Below are 22,822 nucleotides of genomic sequence, written 5' to 3'. Positions count from 1 at the left end.
TTTTTCTCTTCTTTGTTTCAATCATAATTCACCATTTTTATCCATTTTCTCATGTACATACTTATACTCCTCTTTATACAAATTTACTATTTATCTTTATGCCAATTATAAAAGTTTTTTAGTTCTGCTTTACGTTCCTGTGGCAACGCTGTTTTCTTAACACCATGAATTGCACCTTCCAGTGCTAACAATCTATAATTATGCATTAAATGCCCATAACAATATTTTTTTCTTTAATTTAATCAAGTACAAATGACTTTCTCTTTCCTTTTCTATTCTTAGGATGTTCACGAATACGACTTATATAGTCAATGTTTACCATTTCAGAAGAATTTCCTGTTCTCACGGAAATCCAGTTATTCTCAAACGATTCAATTACTCCTACAATTTGTGTTTGAAACGTATAAATCAAACACTCTTTCCCAATAAAATTCTTAATTATCTCATTCATTTCTATTCCTCCTTCTTTCTTATTCTTTATTTTTTTAATTATATGTTTTTGCCATTCATTTTTGTTTCTTAAGCTTATAATATACCATGTAACTATCGGCATAAATATGCAAATCCAAAGTGCTGGATTCAATTGGTGTCACCTCCCATTATATAGCTAATCCTTACTTTTCATTCTTTTTACAATGATGTATATATAATTCTTTTATGATATATATAACCTATAATATAATCATAACATATTTTTAATATTATATTGAAAGAATTATTTAATAAAAAGCATTGTCAATAAAAATAACATGCTAATTATAAAATTAATTAGCATGTTATTTTTTATTATCTTTTATATTTTACAACCTTTAAAAGAATCTCCAAATTTTGAATTTCCCTTTCTACAGAAATTAAACATATAAAAATTTCAACTATTAATTTACAAAAAACCATGAAATTTTATATAGATTTAGGATTTAAAACTATTTTAAGAACTTTTAATAAAGAAGCAAATGAGCAGGTGCCATTTCTTCAATTTAAAGATATAGTAATTGAAACTAATGAAAGATTAAGGTTCACAATATTTTACAATTCTCCATATATCATAGAATCATGATTGATGTACCATTTATGAACATTCCGAAGCGAATTTCTTAGGTGTTATAATTGAACCCTTCTCCGGCATAGGTTTGCCATCGATAGTTTTAAAATAAAGTGGCAAACCTTCTGCAAAGATTGAATAAATAGTTTTTGTTGGATCTTGCCGTTGATGATGAATATGCAAATGAGGTTCAGATGTGGAACCTGAGTTTCCAACACTTCCAATGATATCTCCATCACTTACATGTTCTCCAGCTTTCACAAGGACGCTACCTTTTTTCAAGTGATTCAGCAGTAAAAATGTCCCCGTTTTATCTATCTTTATGTAAACATGATTACCTTCCATAGATAAAAATTTCTCTGTATTGGGTAGTATATCATTTTCCTTATCATAAGCGGCAATAATTGTTCCTGAAATTGGTGCAACAACCTCTTTATCGTAAATTCCATAGTCCCTAAGATTTTTACTACCTATATTTTCTGGTTCCATAACCAAATCATATGCCCACCTTTCAGCTGACCATCTAACATGTGGCGAATTAGTTTCTATGGTATCTCCACCCCATCCAACAATTGTCCTCTCCTTTAATGGCCATCTTACTGTAATTGAAGGCTTTACTTTATCAATGTTCGCAGGATATTTAAGCTGTAAAACATCGAATAACATAAGAATAGGAAATGCAAGAAAAATAGATAATAGCAATGCAATTACTTTCTGAATAATATTTTTCTTTCTTACTAAGCAGATAATGAGCAGTATCATATTAATAAATACCAATATAACACCAATTGGTGCAAAAAATAACATTGATAGTGGCCATGCCACAGCACCTGCTATTCCATGAATAAGAAAGATACTCCCCCATAAAACAAATAAAACACTAGCCATTATATAATTCAGTATTCTATTAGATTTTCCAGTTTCCAATTTAACGCCCCCAATATATAATATTAATAATGCAACAATAAATCACAAATTGAATTGAGATTGATATACTCCAACAAAGACAAAATGAAACAACCCTATATATTATATAACGATCTTAAAAATCATAATACTTCAACTAATATTTGCTTCGCAGTAAATTACAATGATACATGTATCATTAATAAATAAGTCGTCACAAGTAAAAACGCCACAACCTTTTATTGTTTGTGACGTGAAATTTAACAAGGTTGTAACATTATTTATAAGTTAATATTTTCTATTATTTCATCATAAATATTTTGTAATCTAATATCTTCAAATTTTGTTGTATCTACATCTATATTTATACAATTATCTATTTTTAACTTAAAGTTCTTATTTGTAACTCTTTTCTTAAATTCATCAAGTCCACTTATCTGAATAATATGCCCTGGATGTCTTTTCCCTGAATTATCACGTTCAATATATCTTTTATATAATATTTCTTCTGGTGCATGACAATATAATTGTAATATTTTGTAGTTATATTTTGTTTTTAAGTCAGAGAAAATTTTTGTTGCGAATTTATCTTCAAAATTACCTTCAACAATAAAAGCCTTACCAGTTTGACATAATTTTTCAGCAAGCATATATGAAAGTTCAAAACTTGTTACTCCTAATCGCTTCATCCTACAGGCTAAAAGACTTTTTAGTGGGAATTATTAAGATTTATACTAGGCTACCTGCATAATAGTATGATTTTCTCCGGAAGCGACTTCAAATAAGAGGAGCAGAAACAATTGAAATTTCATTTAGAAATCCTACCGATTTATGCGCAAAAAAAAGTATATATTACCTATAATGCATTGAAGCGAGCTTTAGAACTTCTTAGCAAAGTGAATGCATTAATAGTAATATATACTTTTTATATTTTTTTTCCACTAACAACAAATATAGGATTATTTGCCATTAACATATAGCTCTTTCCTTTTGTCTTACTTACTTGAATTTGTACACATTCTACTTCATAATTTAATGTTTTTAAAGCTTCCATAGCCTTGTACACATTATTTATTGTTATAAAATTTAAAACGATATTTCTGTTTTTCTTAAGCTTACTTCCATACTTCTCGATAATATCAGCTATATTTCCACCACTTCCACCTACAAATATAGCATCAAATTCTCCTGTTATATTAGTCTGTATCTCCATGGCTTCTGAACTTAGTATTTCCAGGTTACTCGTTTTAAATTTTTCTTTATTTTGTTTTATAACCGCTAATGCATCAAGATCTTTTTCTATAGCGATTACTTCACCACTACTGCATATCTGAGCAATCTGAATACTTACTGATCCTGTTCCCGCACCGATGTCTATTACCCTATAGTCCTCTTCAAGCTCAAGCTTTACTACACTTAATATTCTTACTTCTTCCTTAGTCATTGGGCAATTGCCCCTTATAAATTCATTATCTTTAATAAATCTCATGTTTTACACTTCCTTCAATTTTAGAAATTAAGTATTTATTCTTAATGAATGCTAACAAAAGTATATATCGCGTAAAATGCGTTTGAGTAAGCCTTAGTTATTCTTAATTTGTTTTAGTTTCAGATGCGTTAAGAAAAACACATGTTTGAGCGCTAGCGAGTTTGTGTTTTAAGCAACTGTAAATAAAATAAATTTTAGAATTACTTGACAAAGCGAACGCATCTGTAGCGATATATACTTTTCGTTATAGCATACAGCAAGAAAAAATTGATACTTCACATATTGCGCCTGTTATTCACTGAACTCTTATATTTTAAAACTCCTAAATGATTCTAAGAATTTTTCAATATCATTATCAGTATGCTTAACGCATAAGAATATTGCCTCAAATTGAGAAGGTGCAATATTTATTCCACTTTTTATCATATGTTCAAAGTATTTTGCAAATAGCGATGGATCACAAGTTTTAGCATCTTCAAAAGTTTTAACTTCACTCTTCTTTGTAAAGAATGCTGTGAGCATTGAACCACATCTATTAACTACCATAGGTATACCTTTTTCTTTTGCAATTTCTAGTAGTCCCTCTTGAAGTTTTTCTGAAAGCTTCTCCATGTGCGCGTATTGACTAGGATTATTATAAAGCTTAGTTAATGTTTCATATCCTGCTGCCATTACCACTGGATTCCCAGACATAGTTCCCGCTTGATAAACTGGTCCCATAGGAGATAATAACTCCATTATTTCTTTTTTCCCACCATATGCACCACAAGGAAGTCCCCCTCCCATGATTTTTGCATAAGTTACTAAATCAGGAACTATTCCATAAATACTTTGTGCTCCTTTATATGCTACTCTAAATCCACTCATTACTTCATCAAAAATAAGTAGACTCTTGTATTCATCACATAAATTTCTAAGCTCTAATAAAAATTCTTTTTCAGCTGGTATAACTCCCATATTTCCTGCTACTGGCTCAATTATTATACAGGCAATATCATCACTATATTTATCAAACAATGCTTTAACGCTGCTAATGTCATTGTAATTTGCAATTAATGTATGTATAATGCTTTCCTCAGGAACACCTGCTGAACCTGGTATTCCCGCGGTCATTACTCCTGAACCGGCTTCAACTAGAAAGCCTTCAAAATGTCCATGGTAGCAACCTGCAAATTTTATTATTTTATTCTTTCTTGTATATCCCCTTGCAAGCTTAACTGCACTCATTGTGGCTTCTGTACCTGAGTTAACCATTCTAATCATGTCTACACTATCTACAGTGCTACAAATGTGCCTTGCGAGTTTTAGTTCTAATTCTGTAGGTGCACCAAATGCAATAGCACTGGTGCAAGTATTTTGTATAGCTTTTACTACATCATCATCACTATGCCCAAGTATCATAGGTCCCCAAGCGCATACAAAATCTATATATTTATTTCCATCTTCATCATAAATATATGCCCCCTTACCTTTTTTAATAATTGGGGGAGTTACACTTACATCTTTAAACGCTCTAACTGGACTATTAACTCCACCAGGCATATATTGCTTTGATTCATTAAATATATCTAAATTTCTCATCGTAATTTCCTCTTTTCTAAATATTTAATTTCTAATTATCCCTTAATCCATCTACATAAATCAAGTGCATAATAAGTGATTATCATATCCGCTCCTGCTCTTTTCATAGACATATGCATTTCCATAGCTACAGCTTTTTCATCAATTAATCCCATTTTTGCAGCTGATTTTACCATAGCAAATTCTCCACTAACACTATAAGCTGCTATTGGCACATCATGTCTATCACGAGCCCATCTTATTACATCTAAATATGATAATGCTGGTTTTACCATTACAATATCTGCGCCCTCTTCAATATCGCATTCTATTTCTCTCATAGCTTCTCTGATATTTGCTGGATCCATTTGATAAGTTTTTCTATCCCCAGACTGTGGCGTTGAGTTAGCCGCTTCTCTAAAAGGGCCATAAAACGCTGACGAGTATTTTGCACTATAAGCCATTATTGATACATCTTTAAATCCATTTCCGTCTAAAATTTCTCTTATTGCAGCTACGTGACCATCCATCATGTCAGATGGTGCTATCATGTCCGCTCCAGCTGCAGCATGAGATAATGCTATTTCTGCCATATATTTTAAACTCTTATCGTTATCTACTTTCTCGTTTTCTAATATTCCACAATGTCCATGACTAGTATATTGACACATACATACATCCGTTATTATAACTAATTTTTTTGATATCTCCCGTACCTTTTTAACTGCTCTTTGAACAATACCATTTTTATCAAAGGCCCCACAACCTACTTCATCTTTATGATCTGGTAATCCGAATAAAATTACTCCACGTACGCCCACTTCTTCAACTTCTTCAATAATTTCATGAAGTCTATCTAATGAAAAATGATAATTCCCTGGCATTGAAGATATTTCTTCTTTAATATTTTCACCTTCTACTACAAAAATAGGAAATATAAAATCTGATGGTGTTAATATCGTTTCTCTTACTAAATCTCTTATATTACTTGTTTCTCTTAATCTTCTATTCCTTTTGAACACAGTTATCCACTCCTAATTAAATAAATTATCATTTTATCCACAAATTGTTATTAATTCATCACCTGCGGTGCTGTAAATCATCTCTAAATTAACATTACATTTTTACAAGCTTGCTTATAACCCCTTCTGCACTATATTCATCACATATAATAGATTCTATACCATTATCTGAAAGTTCCTTTGCAGTTATAGGTCCTATAGCCAGTGCCGTTTTCGATTTTATAACTTCAATACCTACCATTGTAATCATATTTTTAACAGTCGACGGCGAAGTAAATACTATCAAATCTACATCTTTTATTTCATTTTCATATCTTAATTTACCACAAACCGTTTCATATGTGAAAACTTCATCCACGCTGCAGCCAATACTTCTTAATTCTTCTACCAAATAAGGTCTTGCATCTTTAGATCGAGGAACTAATATTTTATCTTTCGCCTTTACGTATGTATTCATTTTCTCAAACAAACTTTCAGCAACAAAATGATCTGCAACTATTTCTGGCATAATCCCTCTATTTTTAAGAGCGCTTGCAGTGGCTGGCCCTATGGCTGCAATTTTAGCTTTGAGCTTCCTAATATCAAATTCAATATCCTTTAAGTAATCGAAAAAGATATTCACTCCATTTACACTGGTTAAAGTTAAAAAATCATAGCCCGCAAGCTTTGTTTTATAATCATCTAAATTATATGAAGTGTTTTTAAATTCAATGGAATTTATCTCAAGTACTTCTGCACCTAAATCTATTAATTTTTCTCTTAATTCCTTTGATTGCTCTTTTGAACGAGTTATACAGATGTTCTTCCCGAATAAAGGTTTCTTCTCGTACCAATTGAATTCATCATTAAATTTAATTACTTCCCCCACTACGATAATGCAAGGAGATGATATTTCTGATTTTTGCACCTTGCATAAAATATCTTCTAGCGTTCCCACTACCTTCTTCTGCTTTGATGTAGTTCCTCTCATTATTACCGCGCAAAGAGTATCTTTACTTTTTCCATTGGATATAAGATTTCCTGCAATCTTTTCTAGATTTTTAAAACCCATCATAAAAACCAAAGTTCCGCCAAGCCTTGCTACCGCATTCCAATCAATATTAAGTTTTTCTGCGGTCATCGCAGTGAATATATGGAAGCTTTGAGCTATCCCTCTATGAGTGATAGGTATCCCAGCATAATTGAGCACTGCTATTGGTGAAGTTATTCCTGGTATAACTTCAAATTCAATGTTCTCTTCAAGAAGTGCTAAAGCTTCCTCTCCGCCACGTCCAAATACAAATGGATCTCCGCCCTTAATTCTTCCAACTACATGTCCTTTTTTAGCGAGCATTACTAGCATATCATTTATCTCTTCCTGAGTTTTATAATGACAGCCCGGCTCTTTTCCACAATAGTATATTTCACATTCCGCTTTTAAATATTTAAGTATACTAGTACTTGCTAACCTATCATACATAACTGCAGTACATTTTTCTAGCATTCTTATTGCTTTTAGGGTTATTAGTTCCTCATCTCCTGGACCGACTCCCATTAAATAAACCTTTCCCATTAGTATCCCCTTTCTACTTTTTAATATGATTAATTATCTTCTAATATTTTTTTAGCTAGATCAGCACCTAGCTTTATATAATCATTTTTATCTCCTGAAAGTTGTTTTTTCACTATTTTCCCATCAACTTCAAACACGCCAAGCATGTGCATAGTTTCTCCTTCAAAATAAGCATATGCTCCTATACAACCATGGCAATCCCCATTAAGTGTCGCCATAAAGCTTCTTTCTGCGTCTACGCAAATTCTAGCATCGTAGCAATCTAATTTTCTAATCATAGATACTTGTGGATGGCTTTTAACCATTTCAATACCTAATGCACCTTGGGCTATTGCTGGTACAACTTCCGTTGGTTCAAAATAGTTAGTAATTATCTTTTCCATACCTAGTCTTTTTAGTCCCGCAGCCGCTAGGATTATGCCATCTAGGTTTTCCTTTTCTATTTTTGCTATTCTAGTCTGTACATTACCTCTTATAGGTACAATCTCCACATCTGGTCTTAGTATCTTAATTTGAGTGCCACGTCTAATACTACTAGTTCCTATTCTTGCGCCCTTAGGCAAGTCATAAAAACTAATGTTGTTAAAGGCAACAAATGCATCCCTAACATCTTCTCTAACTGGAATAGCCACTATTTCAAACTCCTCTGGTATTTCGTAGGGTACATCCTTCATACTATGTACTGCTATATCAACTTTTTGCTCCAGCATTGCAACCTCTATTTCCTTTACAAAAAGACCCTTACCTCCTATTTTATCTAAAGTTACATTTAAAATTCTATCTCCCTTAGTCTCAATAAGTACCTTTCCAGAGTCAATATTAAATTTTTCTTTAATCATAGCCATAACTGTATTAGCTTGTACTTGTGCAAGTTCACTTCTCCTAGTTCCTATATTAATTTTCAAAATTTATTCCTCCTTTAACTTCAACTTTCAATTCTCAACTATCCCAAATTCAGCTCCATAAAACATTTCTAAAATAGTATTTTGCACTCCCTTATTATAGAAAAAGTAGAAATCTTCACTACATACAAAATTCATAATTTCCTTTTTGACTTCACTCTTCTTTACCATATTTCTCATGCTACATGTATAATTTATAAAACCTTCATACTCACAAATTTTATCTTCTATGACTTTCGACATGAAAAGTGTTGTTTTAGGGCTACCGTTTTTAGTATGTAATGCAAATTTCATATTGGGTGTACTTCTTTGAACTGGTGTTACAAATAACCCTTGTTTATAATCCCCGCAGTGTACATATAGTTTACTTTTTCTATCGCAGTATTCTTTTATACCATCATTTGTCTCTATATTATCTGTAGCAATAATTACAATATGATTCTGATCCACATATCTTTCATCGTATTCACCCTTTATTAATTTTAGGTTATAAATATTTTGTAGTGTGTAAAATTCTAGGCAAAACTCTTTTGATACTACAGTAATATTACAACCTTCTTTTGAGAAAGTTTTACATTTTATAAGAGCTGCCTCTCCCCCACCAACTATAAGTATATTAATCTTATCTGATAGCAGTGAAATCATGGTATAATTTAAACCTGAAAAATCCTGCTTATTATGTCCACGCATTCCTTAGACCTCCCCTTCAAATGTTCCTCCTTTAACACCTCTATAGCTTTGTTTACATAGGCATTTGAAGTACTCTTCAAAAGTATCTCTGCTAATTTTTCATTATCCTTAGTCTCTTTCTTGTGCTTAAAAGTCTCTAGTCTTTCTTTGTAAACACCTTCACCATTGTGTTTTAACTTTTTTATAAAAGGCGATAACTCTTCCATGGTTTTCCACTCTATATACTCTTTTATAGCTTCATCCACAATGTATCTATTATCCCTCATAGAGGCTTCACGTCTTTTGTAGTTGGCATCATGGATATCGCCTAACATATCTATGTCATACACTTCATATAAGGGGTTTTCACTTACTATTTCTTCAATGTCCCTTGGTACAGCTAAATCAAATAATAATAAGTGTTTGCTCGGTAACTCCTTTAAGTGAACCACAGTATGAGGGGCCGTTGTACAAGATATAACACAATCCACCTTTTCATAATATTTATGTATGTCGTTAAACGGTATCATTTTCACCCTCGGATCTTCTATATTAGCCTTATGAATATCCCTAACTGCAATATATAGTAAATTTATTTTCCCCTCTAGTATATATTTTGAAGTTAATTCTCCTACCGCTCCATAGCCTAAAATCATAAAATTTTTGTGTCCCCTATCTATTGCTTCTTTAACTACCATAGAAGATGAAGAAACCGGTATCTCACTTATTTTAGATTTATTTCTAAACTTCTTGCCACAAGCGATAGCATTTTCAAAAAGTCTTTGAAGTTCCTTTTTAGTTGATTTTGAACCTTTTGCAGCTTCATAAGCATCCCTAACTTGCCCTAAAATTTGGTCCTCTCCAAGTAATAGTGAATCAAACCCACAGACCACATCCATTAAATGTTGTATTGCTTTTTCTTCCTTATAATTTTCTACACACTTTATTAAAGACCTATCCCAATTTAATGCCTTAAAAATCTTATCAACAATCTCTTCATCCTTAGATTTAAAATATATCTCTGTCCTGTTGCAGGTACTTAAAATAACTGCCTCTTCGCAAATATTTAAAAGTTCCTCTAAGCACTTTCCTTGGCGTTTTGGTATAATTGAGAGTTTTTCTCTAATTTCTATTTTCACATCATGCTTTAGCCCTATAAGTTGTATCATTATATCATCTCCAAAAATACATCACTATTACTAATATTTCATATATACGCATATTTCATATAACATGCATATTATTATTAAATAAAACATTGCCCCATACATTAATTTTATTGTATCTATTATATGTTCTTTCCCCAAATCGTTTATTTTGTTTCCTATTGTTGGTTTATACATTTTTTCTCCAAAATATTCATTCGTACCACCTAGTCTAACTCCCATAGCCCCCGCTGCTGCTCCTTCTGGATAAGCACAATTAGGACTTTTATGATTTTTTCTATCTCTTATCATCACTTTTATACTGCAAGCAATATTTCCTCGAACAAGTGGTGATGCCAAACAGATTAAAAATCCTGTTATTCTTGCTGGTATAAAATTAAATACATCGTCTGTTTTAGCTGGAAAGAAACCAATATATTTATATTTTTCATTCATATATCCAAGCATTGAATCCATGGTATTTATGCCCTTATACATCATAGCTAAAGGTGCTCCCCCTAATAATGCATAGAGAATAGGGGCTATAACACCATCTGCTGTATTCTCTGCAATGGTCTCCACATCAGCTCTTACTATTTCATACTCAGTAAGGGTTTTTGTATCTCTCCCTACAAGGTACGATAATTTAACTCTTGCGTCATAAATATCATTATTAACTAAAGAATCATAAACCTTCTTACCTTCTTTATGAAGGCATCTAGCAGCTATTGTAGTCCAAAGCAATATTATATTGAGAATATGGTACAACCAAAAAAACTTATTAGAAATCCTCAAAATTATAAAAGGCACTAAAAAACTAGAAAGTGCTACTATAACTACAATAATTCCGCCAAAAACTTTAATTTGACCATTAGTTTTACATATCGTTCTGCCTAACTTATCTAATTTAGAAATAAGCTTTCCTATATAAATCACCGGATGTTTAAACCAATATGGATCTCCAATTAATAAGTCTAACATTACCGCTAAAATTAAATCTATTATGTTCGTCTGAAATAGTATTGCCATTTTAATTCCTCACTATCTTATACTGTTATAATTTTTTAAATAGTTGTTAACTGTCCCTAACTTTTTCTTTTTATTCCTATGATTTTATAGATTGAATCCATATCTACATTATCTCTAACTATATCTGCTAGCTTGTCTAATTCTTTTTCTCTTAGATTTTCATAAACCTTAGATTTTTTAGGTTCCATAGCTTTTTTTACCCTTAAAGTATTAATCATATGTTCTCTAAACTCTACTCCATCAAAAACTCCATGAATATATGTACCCATAACATTTCCACCTGCATTTATTGCTCCATCGAAGGATGACGTATCAGAACCATTCTTATCATAGATTTCAAAAAGTGGTTTTGCATTATGACCATATTTACAAATTCCCATATGTATTTCGTAACCATAAGTTTCTATACTAGTATCCCTAATGTTAATGCTACGAGCCTTTACTCTTGTAGTTATTTTCTCATCTTCAAATATTGTGTCTACGTCTAAAAGCTTCATACCCTCTGTTTCTTTTGAATTTCCCTCTAAGCCATTAGGGTCACTTAAGCTATTTCCTAACATTTGATAGCCTCCACAAATGCCTAATACGTTACCTTGTACACTATATTGCTGAACCGCTTCTGCAAGTCCCGAATTTCTTAAAGAAATTAAATCATCAATAGTATTTTTTGTTCCCGGTATGATAAGGAGGTCTGGTGTGCCCAATTCTCCTTTAGTTGTAACAAATCTAACTGATACATCTTCTTCAGCCTTTAATGCGTCTAAATCCGTAAAATTCGATATATGTGGAAGCTTTATTACAGCAATATCAATAGGTGCAGTAATTTTTTTGTTAAATTCTACTGCACCATCTTCATCTTCGAGTTCCAATCTAAAATAAGGAACTACTCCTGCACATGGAATATGTATAATATCCTCAAGCATTGTAAGTCCTGGCTTTAAGATTTCTAAATCTCCTCTAAACTTATTAATAATAGTGGCTTTAACTCTTTTTTTCTCGGCCTCATTAAGCAAAAGCAAAGTCCCTGCTAGTGACGCAAATACTCCACCCTTATCTATATCTCCTGCGAGTATCACAGGTGCATCTATAAGTTCCGCCATTCCCATATTCACTATATCTCTATCTCTTAAATTAATTTCTGCTGGGCTACCTGCTCCTTCCATTACTATAATATCAAACTTCTTCTCTAATTCTTCAAACTGCTTTTTTAACATGTCTTTGAATTCCAATTTCATATTATGATATTCCATAGCTGTACTATTCCCAAAAACCTTTCCATTAACGATAATTTGGCACTTTTTATCCGAGGTAGGTTTTAATAAAATCGGATTCATATATACCTCTGGCTCCAATCCTGCCGCATAGGCTTGAAGCACCTGCGCACGTCCCATTTCTTTTCCATCCAATGTAATATAAGAATTCAATGACATATTCTGTGACTTAAAAGGACATACTGAAAACCCATCTTGCACAAAAATTCTGCAAAGTGCTGTTACTAATATGCTTTTTCCTACTGATGAAGCGGTTCCTTGAACCATTACTTTAGCCATTACTATTTCTCCTTTCTTCCTGCTTGTATTCTTATTTGGCACACAACAAAAAAACAGCAAGCTTGCGCACCTGCTGTTATGTACAAATTTTTCATTGCACTAACTTGAATTCTACAGTTCTTTCCCGCCGAAAGCTTAATATTACTAATTTAGGCAGGTCTCCTGGCTCTTGATACACTTTCTCTTATCACTTTCCCTTTCAGGTAGTTATAAAAGATTTTCTCTCAATTACAGTAGCGGGGGCTGCTGTGGAATTACACCACATTCCCTTTTCACCTTACTAATCATATACTAAAGTAGCTGCATCCACTTTAGTGGCTGATTAATAATAGGCACCTAAACAAATCTATTCATTTTTAACTAATATAATTCATAATTTTCATTTTTAAAATTTTCAATTTAATACATTTCTATGTAATTAAGTTTATAGCATTATGTTAATCCTGTCAATAAATAAGAATCTAAAATGCTTAAGTCTCATATGGTTATAAGTTATCTCCTGCGAAGCTGCAACAGTTCCACAGGAGATGCATTAATTCGCTAAATTAATTTTGCCTGTAGAAACATAGCTTGTTTGCCTATTTCTGTGAATTTAGCTTCATATTCTGTAACTACGTTATCTTTAAAATCACTCTTATGCAAATCATAGGTTGAAAATAATATTTCAAACCCACACTCTTTGAAATAATCTACCGATTCTTCGAATAACTCTGTATCATCTGTTTTGAACCAAACTTCAGATCCCGGTTTTAAGAATTTCTTATAGCTCGTCAAGAACTTAGTATGAGTTAATCTTCTTTTATTATGTCTGTCTTTTGGCCAAGGATTACAAAAATTTATATAAATTCTGCTTATCTCATCTTTTGCAAACACATCATCAATAAGCATAATGTTCATTGGCATAAGACGTACATTTATGTCTTGTTCCCCTTCAACTTCTCTTACTTCTATAACTTTTCTAAGGGCAAATACCAGAACCTCATCTTTTAAATCAATGCCTACAAAATTGATATCGAGATCTCTCCTGGACTTTTCTGATATAAATCTACCTTTACCGCAACCTAGTTCTAGATGAATTGCATTGTTATTTTTAAACTCTTCATTCCATTTTCCTTTGTGATCATATTGGTCAGTTATTACAATATGACTAGTTTCCAGCTCTGGCCTAGCCCAATATTTTTTTCTTAAGCGCATATATTTTTCTCCTTACATTCTAAATAATAAAAAATCACTATATGATTTTCTTAGCTTTATATTAATATTAAAACATCCCTGCAATATTTAAAAATTGTTTAAATAACCATAACCCTGGCGCTTGCACGATATAAGTAAAAACTGATTGTCCACCAGGTAATATAGGCAATATTAACACCATAAATATTAAGAATTGATACCTATAAATTGTATCTGGTAAATTGTAAAAAAACTTTGGGAACAAATCCCTAACTATATGAGATCCATCAAATCCCGGTATTGGCACTAAATTAAGAAAAAACAAAATACAATTTAGGTACCCTGTAATTATTAAAATTTGGCTAATAATAGTATATAATCCACCATGAATTGGTGGAAATTTCGAAAATAACACAGTAAGAATTGCAAATACAAACCCTAGAATTAGATTAGCAATTGGGCCTGCAACTGAAACTTTCAAATCATCCTTATAATAATTTTTAAATGCACTAGGATTTGTCTGAACAGGCTTTGCCCAACCAAACCCTACTAATATAATCATAAGAAATCCCATTGGATCTATATGTGCGATTGGATTCAGCGTAAGTCTCCCTTGAAATCGTGGAGTTTTGTCTCCTAACCTATCTGCTACGATAGCATGCGCATACTCATGAAAAGTAAATGCTAATAAAATTGCGGGTATCATCAAAATCTTATTTAATATTTGTTGTGTATCCAAATTTATTCCTCCTTATACTCCTACATGGTAGGCAATGTTAATCGCTACTCACCTTGTTAATGCATCTTTGACTTGTTATTTTTTAAGATGTCTACTATCCTATTATAACAAAGTTTATTGTTATTTTGAATTGAATATTCTTAAAATAAAATAATATATTCCCACAACTATATCCTTATGAATTAACTTATATTTTCAGATTATAGAAAAAACCTTATCTTAAAAAGATAAGGTCTTAAATAAACATCATAGTATCGACTACTTAAAAAGAACAAAAGATACTTCTTTATCATTAACCAATGATACTATTCCCTTAGTATACAATTGCAATAATTTTCCTTTATAGCTAGTTTCAGTTCCAGAACTAACATCTTTTATTACAGCTTTCATTACATCATTTTGATAGACCTTACCAAGAGATGTAACAAATAGATCATTTTTTTTAGAAGGTTTTTGTAAATCAATCACTTTCCAATTTTCAGTATTTTCTAATGTTTTCCCATAATAAATTTTGCTTACCAAATTATCTTTTAATTCTCCAAGATACACATTGTCATCATCATCAGTGCCAATTAAAGTAAGTTTTTCTACACCTTTAATATTTATAGGTTCCTCAAGGGTGGTAGAATACATTTTATTATAGACTAATCCCTCGTATACCAAATTATCTTCATGGCGCGCTAATGCCATATTACTCACACTCTTTGGTATTGTATCAATTTTTGTAATCTCTTCCTCTTTGTCACTTCTATAGTCTCTGTCAATTCTATATATACTACTGCTACCACCTTCATTTAAAACCTGTATATAAGTAACACCTGTTAAAATTGATACTTGAATATCTTCTACTTCATCATTTGTACCAGTATATGCTAATTTTCCTATCTTTACTTTTTCACCTTTTGCTACGTCATAAGAATACAATACTAAATTGCTAGACTCATCATCACTTTTTTCTACTAAAAGCATTCTATTTCTATCTGGAAGCCATTTATAAAAAGAAATTTTGCTTCCATCTTCAGCCTCTATATTTTTAACCCTTCCATCCTTACAGTTAGCAATTTTTAATTCTTCATTCTCATAATAGCATAAATGTTTAGCATCATAGGATGCTAATATATTTTCTACGTTTGCTGGCAATGTAATATCAATATTTTTTAATTTATCGCTTTTATTTTCAACAATTTTTTCCGTAACCATTTTTGAATCAGTAGCTAAAAAATAATGATCTATATAAAATAAACCTAAACATTGCATGGATAACGAAAATATTATCCATATACTTATTCTTTTCTTCCAGCTCATAGTTTCTTCTCCTTTAATTTAAAATGTACTATGCTCAAATTTCACTTTATTGCCTACTCTCCACATAAATAATTGAAGGTATAGATCTTTCTCCATAGCTATCGCTAGGATTGTTTATAATTTCATCATCATAAAACAATGTAGAAGAAGAACCTCCATCTAAATTAGTAGCATTATAAGCCCCATAATCATACAATATATCTTGCACCTCTCTTAAATTAGCACCTAAACTACCTATCTGTCTACCATCAATAACTAATAATATTATTGCACCATCTTTCCTTTGTCCAATAGCTGTTCTAGGTGCTATCCCCTGACGTCCGTCACCCGTATTTATAGTTTTATGTCCATTAACTATAAGTGCCGGACCAAAAGATACTGCTTCCATCACTTCAAGCTCTTTCATCTCTTTAATTGAATGAGCTCCAACTAATAAATTTCCCGATTTAGTAAATGCTACAACCTCTGTTTTTTCATTTTCATTTTTTATATCATTAAAAATTTCTTTACCATTAGACATTATAATTCCTGTTGGATTCGCTCCCGTTCCTGTCCATTTTTTGTCACCAGCTTTATCTGTAAACGCGCCAGCATTAACCGCTGCAATTGCATTATTATTTTTTGCAATATCACTAGTTAATTGCCCTTCTTCGCCGAGCTTACTACTATACCCTACTTTTAATCTAGTCGCGTCACTGATTACTAACACATGCCCTTTATATTTTGTCCCTTTAATATCATATCTTTCAATACTATTATCATCTTTATTTTCTACATTTACGCCATCCGAGTTATTTTGAGCTATAGTTTCCACTACTTGGTCCTTCATAATTTCTTTTATTTTTTCATCGGATAAAAATGATGTTGCTAGCCATTGTAATGTAAGAGTGGTCATTGCTGCGCCTACCACTGTAGTCTTTACATTTTTAAACGGACCATAATAAATCATAAATGGGCCTGTAATAGCTGTAAAAGTTAATTCAAATATTATAAAAAATAAAACAAGCGTGCTTTGACTTCTTTTTTTTCTCTTCCCACATTTTTCTATTTTTTTCATCTTTCCCATCCTTTTCTTTATTATGTACTATCATATTATACAATAAAACTATATATTTTAACACATCTTTTAAATGTAATTTTTGTGAATATAAATATCATATGATAAATTAATACAAAAGAGAGTATAAATTTTTATACTCTCTTCTATAGAATTAAATTTTTATAATTTTTTAGAGCCTTCGTATGCTAGGGGCGACCTCTCGCATTCATCATATTTCAAAGTTACTTGATAACACAAGTCACTACCCTTCATTTTTTCAGAGGCATAACACAAACCATTTGACCTTGAATCAAGAAAAGGATGATCTATTTGTTCTGGGTCACCTATAAGAATCAACTTAGTTCCCTCTCCAACTCTAGTTATTATTGCTTTAACTTGTTTCGGCGACAAATTTTGTGCCTCATCTATAATTACCCAATTTTTAACTATGGACCTTCCTCTAAGATAAGCAACAGCTTCAGTAGTTATAATTCTCCTATCAAACAAGTCATTTATTTTATCTAATAGTTGCTTCTCATTTTTGTAACGTTCTTTTTCATCAGATTCCACAAGTATCTCTAAATTATCAAATATCGGCCTCATGAATGGTGATATTTTTTCTTGTTCTGTACCCGGTAAAAACCCTATTTCCTCATCCATAGTAACATTGGGTCTGCAGATTAAAATCCTTCTATAATGTTCATTACTATCCTGTAATATTTTTTGAAGTCCTACCGCTAATGAAAATAATGTTTTAGCTGTTCCTGCAGGTCCTTTTATAATTACGAGTGGTGCTTTTACTGAGTCAGCGCTTAAAGCTTCCAGCATAAATTTCTGACCTACATTTCTTGGCGAAACTCCTGAAGGTTTACTTTCCTTATTATAAAGAGGTACTACATTTTTACCATCATATCTAGCGAGTGCTGTTTGTTTAGGATTTTCCATTGAATGAATTATTAAAAATTGATTTGTGTATAAAAATGGAGTGGTATATTCTTCTGTTTCCTCATCATATTTAAGTAAGGCACCAACTTCCAAATTTTTTTTACTGAAAAACTCCTGAAGCTTTTCTGGAGATACAAATACCTCTATTCTTCCTGTATACTGATTATCATATTCCGGTACAAATTTTTCATAAAAATCTTCTACATTAATATCTACGGCATCTGCCTTTATTCGTTGGAAAATGTCTTTGGTTATTAACCATACATCCTCGCCTTGCTCTTTAAGCCCTTTACATACCTGCAATATTCTATTGTCAGCTTTTTCTTTATTCCAAGAATCAGGAATTTTGGTATCATAATGATTCATCTCTACTCTAAGTCTTCCTCCACTTGTTAAATCAATACCCTCATTTAGTTTCCCCTGCTTCCTAAGTTTATCAATAAGTCTAGCCGCATATCTAGCATTAGCCCCTAAATCACTTTTATCTTTCTTAAAACTATCTAATTCCTCGAGTACCACTTCAGGTATTATTACATCATTATCTCCAAAAGATAATATGGCGCTTGGTGAATACAAAATAACATTTGTATCTAGTACATAGGTTTTTTTCAAAATGTCAGCTCCCCCTTTCTCTATTACTAATATATGTTACTTATCCTATAAATGAATTAAAAATAAAATAAAATTTGAAATTCCTATTAATTCTAAATATATTATTTTTTTGACAAGTAATAGTTTTTATTATATAATAAAACCTACAACAGATTTGATAACATTATAGGATGGTGTATATGGATAACATTACAACAATTTTTAAAGAGAAGAAATTAAAACTTACACCTCAACGGATTGCTGTTTATAAATATTTGCAATCAACAAAAGAACACCCTTCTGCAGAAGTGATTTACAAAGCTCTGCAACCAACGTATCCTACTATGAGTTTAGCTACGGTTTATAAAGCATTAAAAACTCTTATAGAAGTTAAATTAATAATTGAACTTAATGTAGGTGAGGGTAACTTTAGATATGATGGCAATGTGTCTTCACATCCTCACATACATTGCATAAGTTGTGGCAGGGTTGATGACATAGAAGGCATTCGTTTTTCAAATATACGCGAAGATGTAAAGCAGCATACTAGCTATGAAGTTTTAGAGAGTAAAGTATATTTTTATGGTTTATGTGAAAATTGCAAAATAATTAAATAAAGAAAGAAGTATGAAATTAAATTCATACTTCTTTCTTTATTTACCAAATCATTTATAACTTTCTTTTAATAACTCTTCCCATTCTTTAGAGCTATAACCACCACCTAAAATCTTTTTCAAAGCCAAAAGTACATTATTTTTGAGTTTATCAGGTAAATTATATAATATAGGTATATTATTATCATTAGCTTTATATATATGTTGAACCATTATTTTACCAATACCTGTGACTTTATTATTTGCGATTTTATTTCCACTTATAATTCCTTTCTGCACAATTCTTGCTTGAACCTCATCACTGTAAATATATTTAATAAACGCATCGGCATTATCGCCATTCTTTGCATTTACAGGAACACTTAATAAAGAATTAATTATAATAGGCCCATTAGACCCATACTTTGAATTATTCTCGTAATCTCCTATTATGCCTATGTTACTTCCATTAAGTTTAGAATTATAATAAGAAATACATACTAATAATGGAGAATCGCCATTATTAAAACCCGTAATATTTTGTTCATTACCTAATTCAAAAGAGTCTTTAGTAATTCCATTATTTTTTGTTAAAGAATCAAATTCTTTAAATATTCCCTGTACATCTTTCAATTTTTTATAAGATTCCTCACCACTATCATATTTTTCCTCAACGTCATGAATACTTATGCTCTTGCTAGCTATTAATGAAAATAGAAATCCACTCGCATCTACATCTCCCGTTAACACTACAGGAGTTTTCATACCCTTACCATTAATTTGCTTTAGCACATTTAACCATTGTTCTAAATTATTAGGGTTAGATATTTTTAGTTTCTCAAGATTCGCTTTATTATATAGTAGCTCAATAGAATATGGCACAACCCCTATTCCATAGTATTTATCTCCTACTCTACCATAAGAACTCATAATATTATAGTATCTATTATTTATAGTATTATCATCATAAGAATCTTTCATATCACTCAAAACTCCATTTTTACTAAGTTCAATAAGTTTATTCCTATTAGTAAAAATCACATCAATTTCTGTTCCTAAATTAATGGTCTCCATGATATCACTTTTATCACCTAGTGCATCATTTAGTTTTACTTCAACATCAGGGTTGTTCTTTTTAAAATCATCAATTAAAAGCTTAATTACTTTTGAAGAAGACTCATCAGTTGTGTCTAAAAATATATTTAATTTTTTTTCTTTTTCATCCATTTTGCATGATGAAAAGCTAAACACCATAGTTAAAACTATAAGAACGCAACATAAATTTTTTAATGATTTTTTCATAAGTTCACCTCACTTTATTAATAAATATGAATCTTTTTTAAATTTATTTAATATAAATTAATTAAACATACAATTGTTACATATAATTTAGAGGGGGGTGTAATATATGAAATTACAGATACTATTTTTTAAGAAGAAAATTGTCTATTATACTTTAGCAATTATTACCTTTACCATAATGCTTACATTTTTTTTGTTTTTCAGAAAATGTTCAATAAGTACGTTTAATGTTGTTAATGAAAACAAAATGATGCAAGCTGATCTAACAGCAGATGGGAATAAGGATATTCTCTACATAAAAACAGATGCAGATAAATATTATATCCAAATAAATTCAGAATCTAAAAGTTATTACCTAGAGCCTTCTAAAAAAAGTAACACAGTGGGAAATTATTATTCACAGTGGCCGATGCGACTTACTTTAATGGACATATCTAGAAATAATATACCTGAAATATTTACTCAAGCATCAGTAAAGGATGAGGCTATTCAGCATGTATTTCTTTGGACCGGAGAAAAATTTGATGATATATTTTGCAGCACAAACAATATTTTAGGTTTTATAGATAGTAAAAATAATAAAACTCCTAAAGTTATATCTGGAAATATTAAAGATGGTGAAATGAACTTAGTCAGTTATATTTTCATTAAAAATAATTTAAAGTCTTTTAACTATAATTATGCCGATAATTATATGGGTAAAAACACCATGTTAGGTTTTGTAAACCTGATGGAAAGCTTTCCATTATCAGAATTAAATATGTCAAAAGAACTTTTCGCACCTTATTTAAATGGTAATGATATTTCACTATTAGGCGATTTATCAAGCCAAAAAATACATTTTACTTTTCAAGATGCTGTTTTCAAAGATTATAATTGGGACAAAGACGGTAATGCCAGTGAAATTCTATGGACATTAAATTTTAAAGGAACTAATACAAATGATTTAAAAGAAACAAAAAACTATACTATAGACCTAATTGTAAAGCTTATGCCTAATGAGAATAAAGTTTCTATCTTCAAGATCAGCTCTGTAACCCTTAAGTAATAAAGCGATATTATTAAGATATACACAAATTATAAAAGGGACCGTATTATCGGTCCCAAGGGGGATGGGGGGGTACGCATAAAATAATTATTTTATGCTAATGGAGATTTCAACTCCGATTACATTTATAATATTACCCTTTTTACGGAGTTTTATTCATTATAAAATATATTTAATTTTTTTATATAGAATACACATTTATTTGTAGAAATTCTAATGTCTTGAGGTATCATTTTCCTCTACGATTTTATTGAGCACTTCAATTTTTTTATCATCTACTAGATGAGCTAATATAAAAATAAGCTGTTCCTTATCCTCATCCTCTAAGAATTGTAAAATGCTATGTGTACTTTCTTTAGGACTCGTATGTTTAAATTCAACGTCTTTGCTTTCAAAAGAATCATTATTCGATATAGAATTCATAATATCATCAAGATTTGGATTGTTTAAGTCTAGATTATTTAAATCTATTCCAGATAGCATATTTGAAATTTCGCTTAAATCTATACCACCCATACCTGAAAATATATTTGATAACATGTTATCTTGCCCATCTTCATTTGAATTTACTAAATCATTATTCTCATTAAGATCATTGTTTTTTTCATTACTATTACTATTACCATTATTACGATTACTATTACTATTACCATTATTACGATTACTATTATTACTATTATTATTTTTATTATTTTTATTTTGATTATTTTGATTATTATTACCATTTTGATTATTATTATTATTTTTTGCTGAATTCGATGTTGAATTTACATTTCCTGAATAACTATCCGCTGAGTTGCCTCGCATGTTATTACCTTGCCCTCCTAAACTGTCCATCAAATTTCCTAACATATTATTGTCTTGTCCGCCTAAACTGCCAATTAAATTTCCTAGCATATTATTGTCTTGGCCACCTAACCCAGAAATTAACCCTTCAAGCATATTATTGCCCCCGCCATTATTTCCTCCAAGAAAGCTAGTTAATAATCCCATCAAAGGATTTGCAGAATTTCCATTAATCATTTGTGCTAATGGGTTATTGCCAGAATTGTTATTGTTATTATTGTTGCCGTTGTTATTATTATTGTTACCGTTATTATTACTGTCATTGTTATTATTTGCATTATTATTATTTTCATTATTCATATTATTTCTATCATGTTTATGATGTTTTGACATATTTATCACCTCATTTATAAATGGGAGAGCATAAGCTCTCCC

General features: G+C 31.0%; 21 protein-coding genes, 1 pseudogene and 1 riboswitch. Of the genes and pseudogenes, 2 read left to right on the top strand and 20 right to left on the bottom strand.

The features are described from left to right. Positions 1-86: 86 nt before the first annotated feature. The 18 genes and pseudogenes from KTC94_RS15010 to KTC94_RS14925 form a co-directional block, all read right to left on the bottom strand. Positions 87-197, bottom strand: a pseudogene (locus tag KTC94_RS15010) (TfoX/Sxy family DNA transformation protein); the annotation flags it as partial. Positions 198-238: 41 nt separating this feature from the next. Further along, on the bottom strand, positions 239-583 hold the full coding sequence (locus KTC94_RS15005; protein ID WP_220319601.1) for a hypothetical protein: 345 nt from the start codon (positions 581-583) through the stop codon (positions 239-241). A gap of 486 nt (positions 584-1,069) precedes the next feature. After that, the gene (locus KTC94_RS15000; protein WP_220319600.1) at positions 1,070-1,969 is read right to left on the bottom strand and encodes a M23 family metallopeptidase; all 900 of its coding nucleotides are present in this window, start codon (positions 1,967-1,969) and stop codon (positions 1,070-1,072) included. Positions 1,970-2,229: 260 nt separating this feature from the next. Then, positions 2,230-2,637 (bottom strand): hypothetical protein, encoded by a 408-nt coding sequence (locus tag KTC94_RS14995; RefSeq protein ID WP_220319599.1) that lies wholly within the window; start codon positions 2,635-2,637, stop codon positions 2,230-2,232. A 236-nt stretch (positions 2,638-2,873) separates the two neighbouring features. Next, complete coding sequence (cbiT, locus tag KTC94_RS14990; RefSeq protein ID WP_220319598.1) at positions 2,874-3,437, bottom strand: precorrin-6Y C5,15-methyltransferase (decarboxylating) subunit CbiT; 564 nt, start codon at positions 3,435-3,437, stop codon at positions 2,874-2,876. A gap of 306 nt (positions 3,438-3,743) precedes the next feature. After that, positions 3,744-5,018 carry a glutamate-1-semialdehyde 2,1-aminomutase gene (gene hemL / locus KTC94_RS14985; protein WP_220286075.1) on the bottom strand — a complete coding sequence of 425 codons (1,275 nt, stop codon included), beginning with the start codon at positions 5,016-5,018 and terminating at the stop codon, positions 3,744-3,746. A 35-nt stretch (positions 5,019-5,053) separates the two neighbouring features. Continuing rightward, positions 5,054-6,019, bottom strand: a complete 966-nt coding sequence (hemB, locus tag KTC94_RS14980) for a porphobilinogen synthase (RefSeq protein WP_216301932.1) — start codon at positions 6,017-6,019, stop codon at positions 5,054-5,056. A 94-nt stretch (positions 6,020-6,113) separates the two neighbouring features. Beyond that, complete coding sequence (cobA, locus tag KTC94_RS14975) at positions 6,114-7,571, bottom strand: uroporphyrinogen-III C-methyltransferase (protein WP_220319597.1); 1,458 nt, start codon at positions 7,569-7,571, stop codon at positions 6,114-6,116. 29 nt (positions 7,572-7,600) lie between these two features. Beyond that, complete coding sequence (hemC, locus tag KTC94_RS14970) at positions 7,601-8,476, bottom strand: hydroxymethylbilane synthase (RefSeq protein WP_220286077.1); 876 nt, start codon at positions 8,474-8,476, stop codon at positions 7,601-7,603. Positions 8,477-8,503: 27 nt separating this feature from the next. Further along, positions 8,504-9,163: an NAD(P)-dependent oxidoreductase gene (locus tag KTC94_RS14965; protein ID WP_220286078.1), complete on the bottom strand. Its 660-nt coding sequence runs from the start codon at positions 9,161-9,163 to the stop codon at positions 8,504-8,506. Next, on the bottom strand, positions 9,127-10,311 hold the full coding sequence (gene hemA / locus KTC94_RS14960; protein WP_220286079.1) for a glutamyl-tRNA reductase: 1,185 nt from the start codon (positions 10,309-10,311) through the stop codon (positions 9,127-9,129). The genes KTC94_RS14965 and hemA overlap by 37 nt, the downstream gene beginning before the upstream one ends. Before the next feature lie 30 nt (positions 10,312-10,341). Next, complete coding sequence (gene cbiB / locus KTC94_RS14955) at positions 10,342-11,292, bottom strand: adenosylcobinamide-phosphate synthase CbiB (RefSeq protein WP_216302036.1); 951 nt, start codon at positions 11,290-11,292, stop codon at positions 10,342-10,344. A gap of 80 nt (positions 11,293-11,372) precedes the next feature. Further along, a complete protein-coding gene (locus tag KTC94_RS14950) occupies positions 11,373-12,866 on the bottom strand; it encodes a cobyric acid synthase (protein WP_216301928.1) in 1,494 nt (497 codons plus the stop codon). Positions 12,867-13,000: 134 nt separating this feature from the next. After that, positions 13,001-13,177, bottom strand: a riboswitch (cobalamin riboswitch). 229 nt (positions 13,178-13,406) lie between these two features. Beyond that, a complete protein-coding gene (gene trmB, locus KTC94_RS14945) occupies positions 13,407-14,060 on the bottom strand; it encodes a tRNA (guanosine(46)-N7)-methyltransferase TrmB (RefSeq protein ID WP_216301927.1) in 654 nt (217 codons plus the stop codon). A gap of 67 nt (positions 14,061-14,127) precedes the next feature. Further along, the gene (locus KTC94_RS14940) at positions 14,128-14,745 is read right to left on the bottom strand and encodes a site-2 protease family protein (RefSeq protein WP_187351393.1); all 618 of its coding nucleotides are present in this window, start codon (positions 14,743-14,745) and stop codon (positions 14,128-14,130) included. A 291-nt stretch (positions 14,746-15,036) separates the two neighbouring features. After that, positions 15,037-16,083 (bottom strand): hypothetical protein, encoded by a 1,047-nt coding sequence (locus tag KTC94_RS14935; protein WP_220286080.1) that lies wholly within the window; start codon positions 16,081-16,083, stop codon positions 15,037-15,039. Positions 16,084-16,129: 46 nt separating this feature from the next. Next, entirely contained in the window at positions 16,130-17,140 is a 1,011-nt protein-coding gene (locus tag KTC94_RS14930) for a phosphodiester glycosidase family protein (RefSeq protein ID WP_220286081.1), read from the bottom strand. Between the two features lie 162 nt (positions 17,141-17,302). Beyond that, positions 17,303-18,679, bottom strand: a complete 1,377-nt coding sequence (locus tag KTC94_RS14925; RefSeq protein WP_220286082.1) for a PhoH family protein — start codon at positions 18,677-18,679, stop codon at positions 17,303-17,305. A 179-nt stretch (positions 18,680-18,858) separates the two neighbouring features. Here KTC94_RS14925 and KTC94_RS14920 point away from each other — a divergent pair, with 179 nt between their 5' ends. Next, entirely contained in the window at positions 18,859-19,275 is a 417-nt protein-coding gene (locus KTC94_RS14920; RefSeq protein WP_165411623.1) for a Fur family transcriptional regulator, read from the top strand. 48 nt (positions 19,276-19,323) lie between these two features. On the opposite strand, the gene KTC94_RS14915 is transcribed toward KTC94_RS14920, so the two are convergent. Beyond that, positions 19,324-20,553 (bottom strand): ABC transporter substrate-binding protein, encoded by a 1,230-nt coding sequence (locus KTC94_RS14915; protein WP_216301923.1) that lies wholly within the window; start codon positions 20,551-20,553, stop codon positions 19,324-19,326. Between the two features lie 106 nt (positions 20,554-20,659). On the opposite strand from KTC94_RS14915, the gene KTC94_RS14910 reads away from it, so the two are divergent. After that, the gene (locus KTC94_RS14910; RefSeq protein ID WP_216301922.1) at positions 20,660-21,601 is read left to right on the top strand and encodes a VCBS repeat-containing protein; all 942 of its coding nucleotides are present in this window, start codon (positions 20,660-20,662) and stop codon (positions 21,599-21,601) included. Between the two features lie 213 nt (positions 21,602-21,814). Here KTC94_RS14910 and KTC94_RS14905 read toward each other — a convergent pair whose 3' ends face one another. Further along, entirely contained in the window at positions 21,815-22,780 is a 966-nt protein-coding gene (locus tag KTC94_RS14905; protein WP_220319596.1) for a hypothetical protein, read from the bottom strand. Positions 22,781-22,822: the final 42 nt, after the last annotated feature.

The organism is Clostridium sp. CM028 (assembly GCF_030585565.1).
Lineage (GTDB): Bacteria > Bacillota > Clostridia > Clostridiales > Clostridiaceae > Clostridium_AD > Clostridium_AD estertheticum_B.
This window is presented reverse-complemented; position numbering and strand designations above follow the sequence as displayed.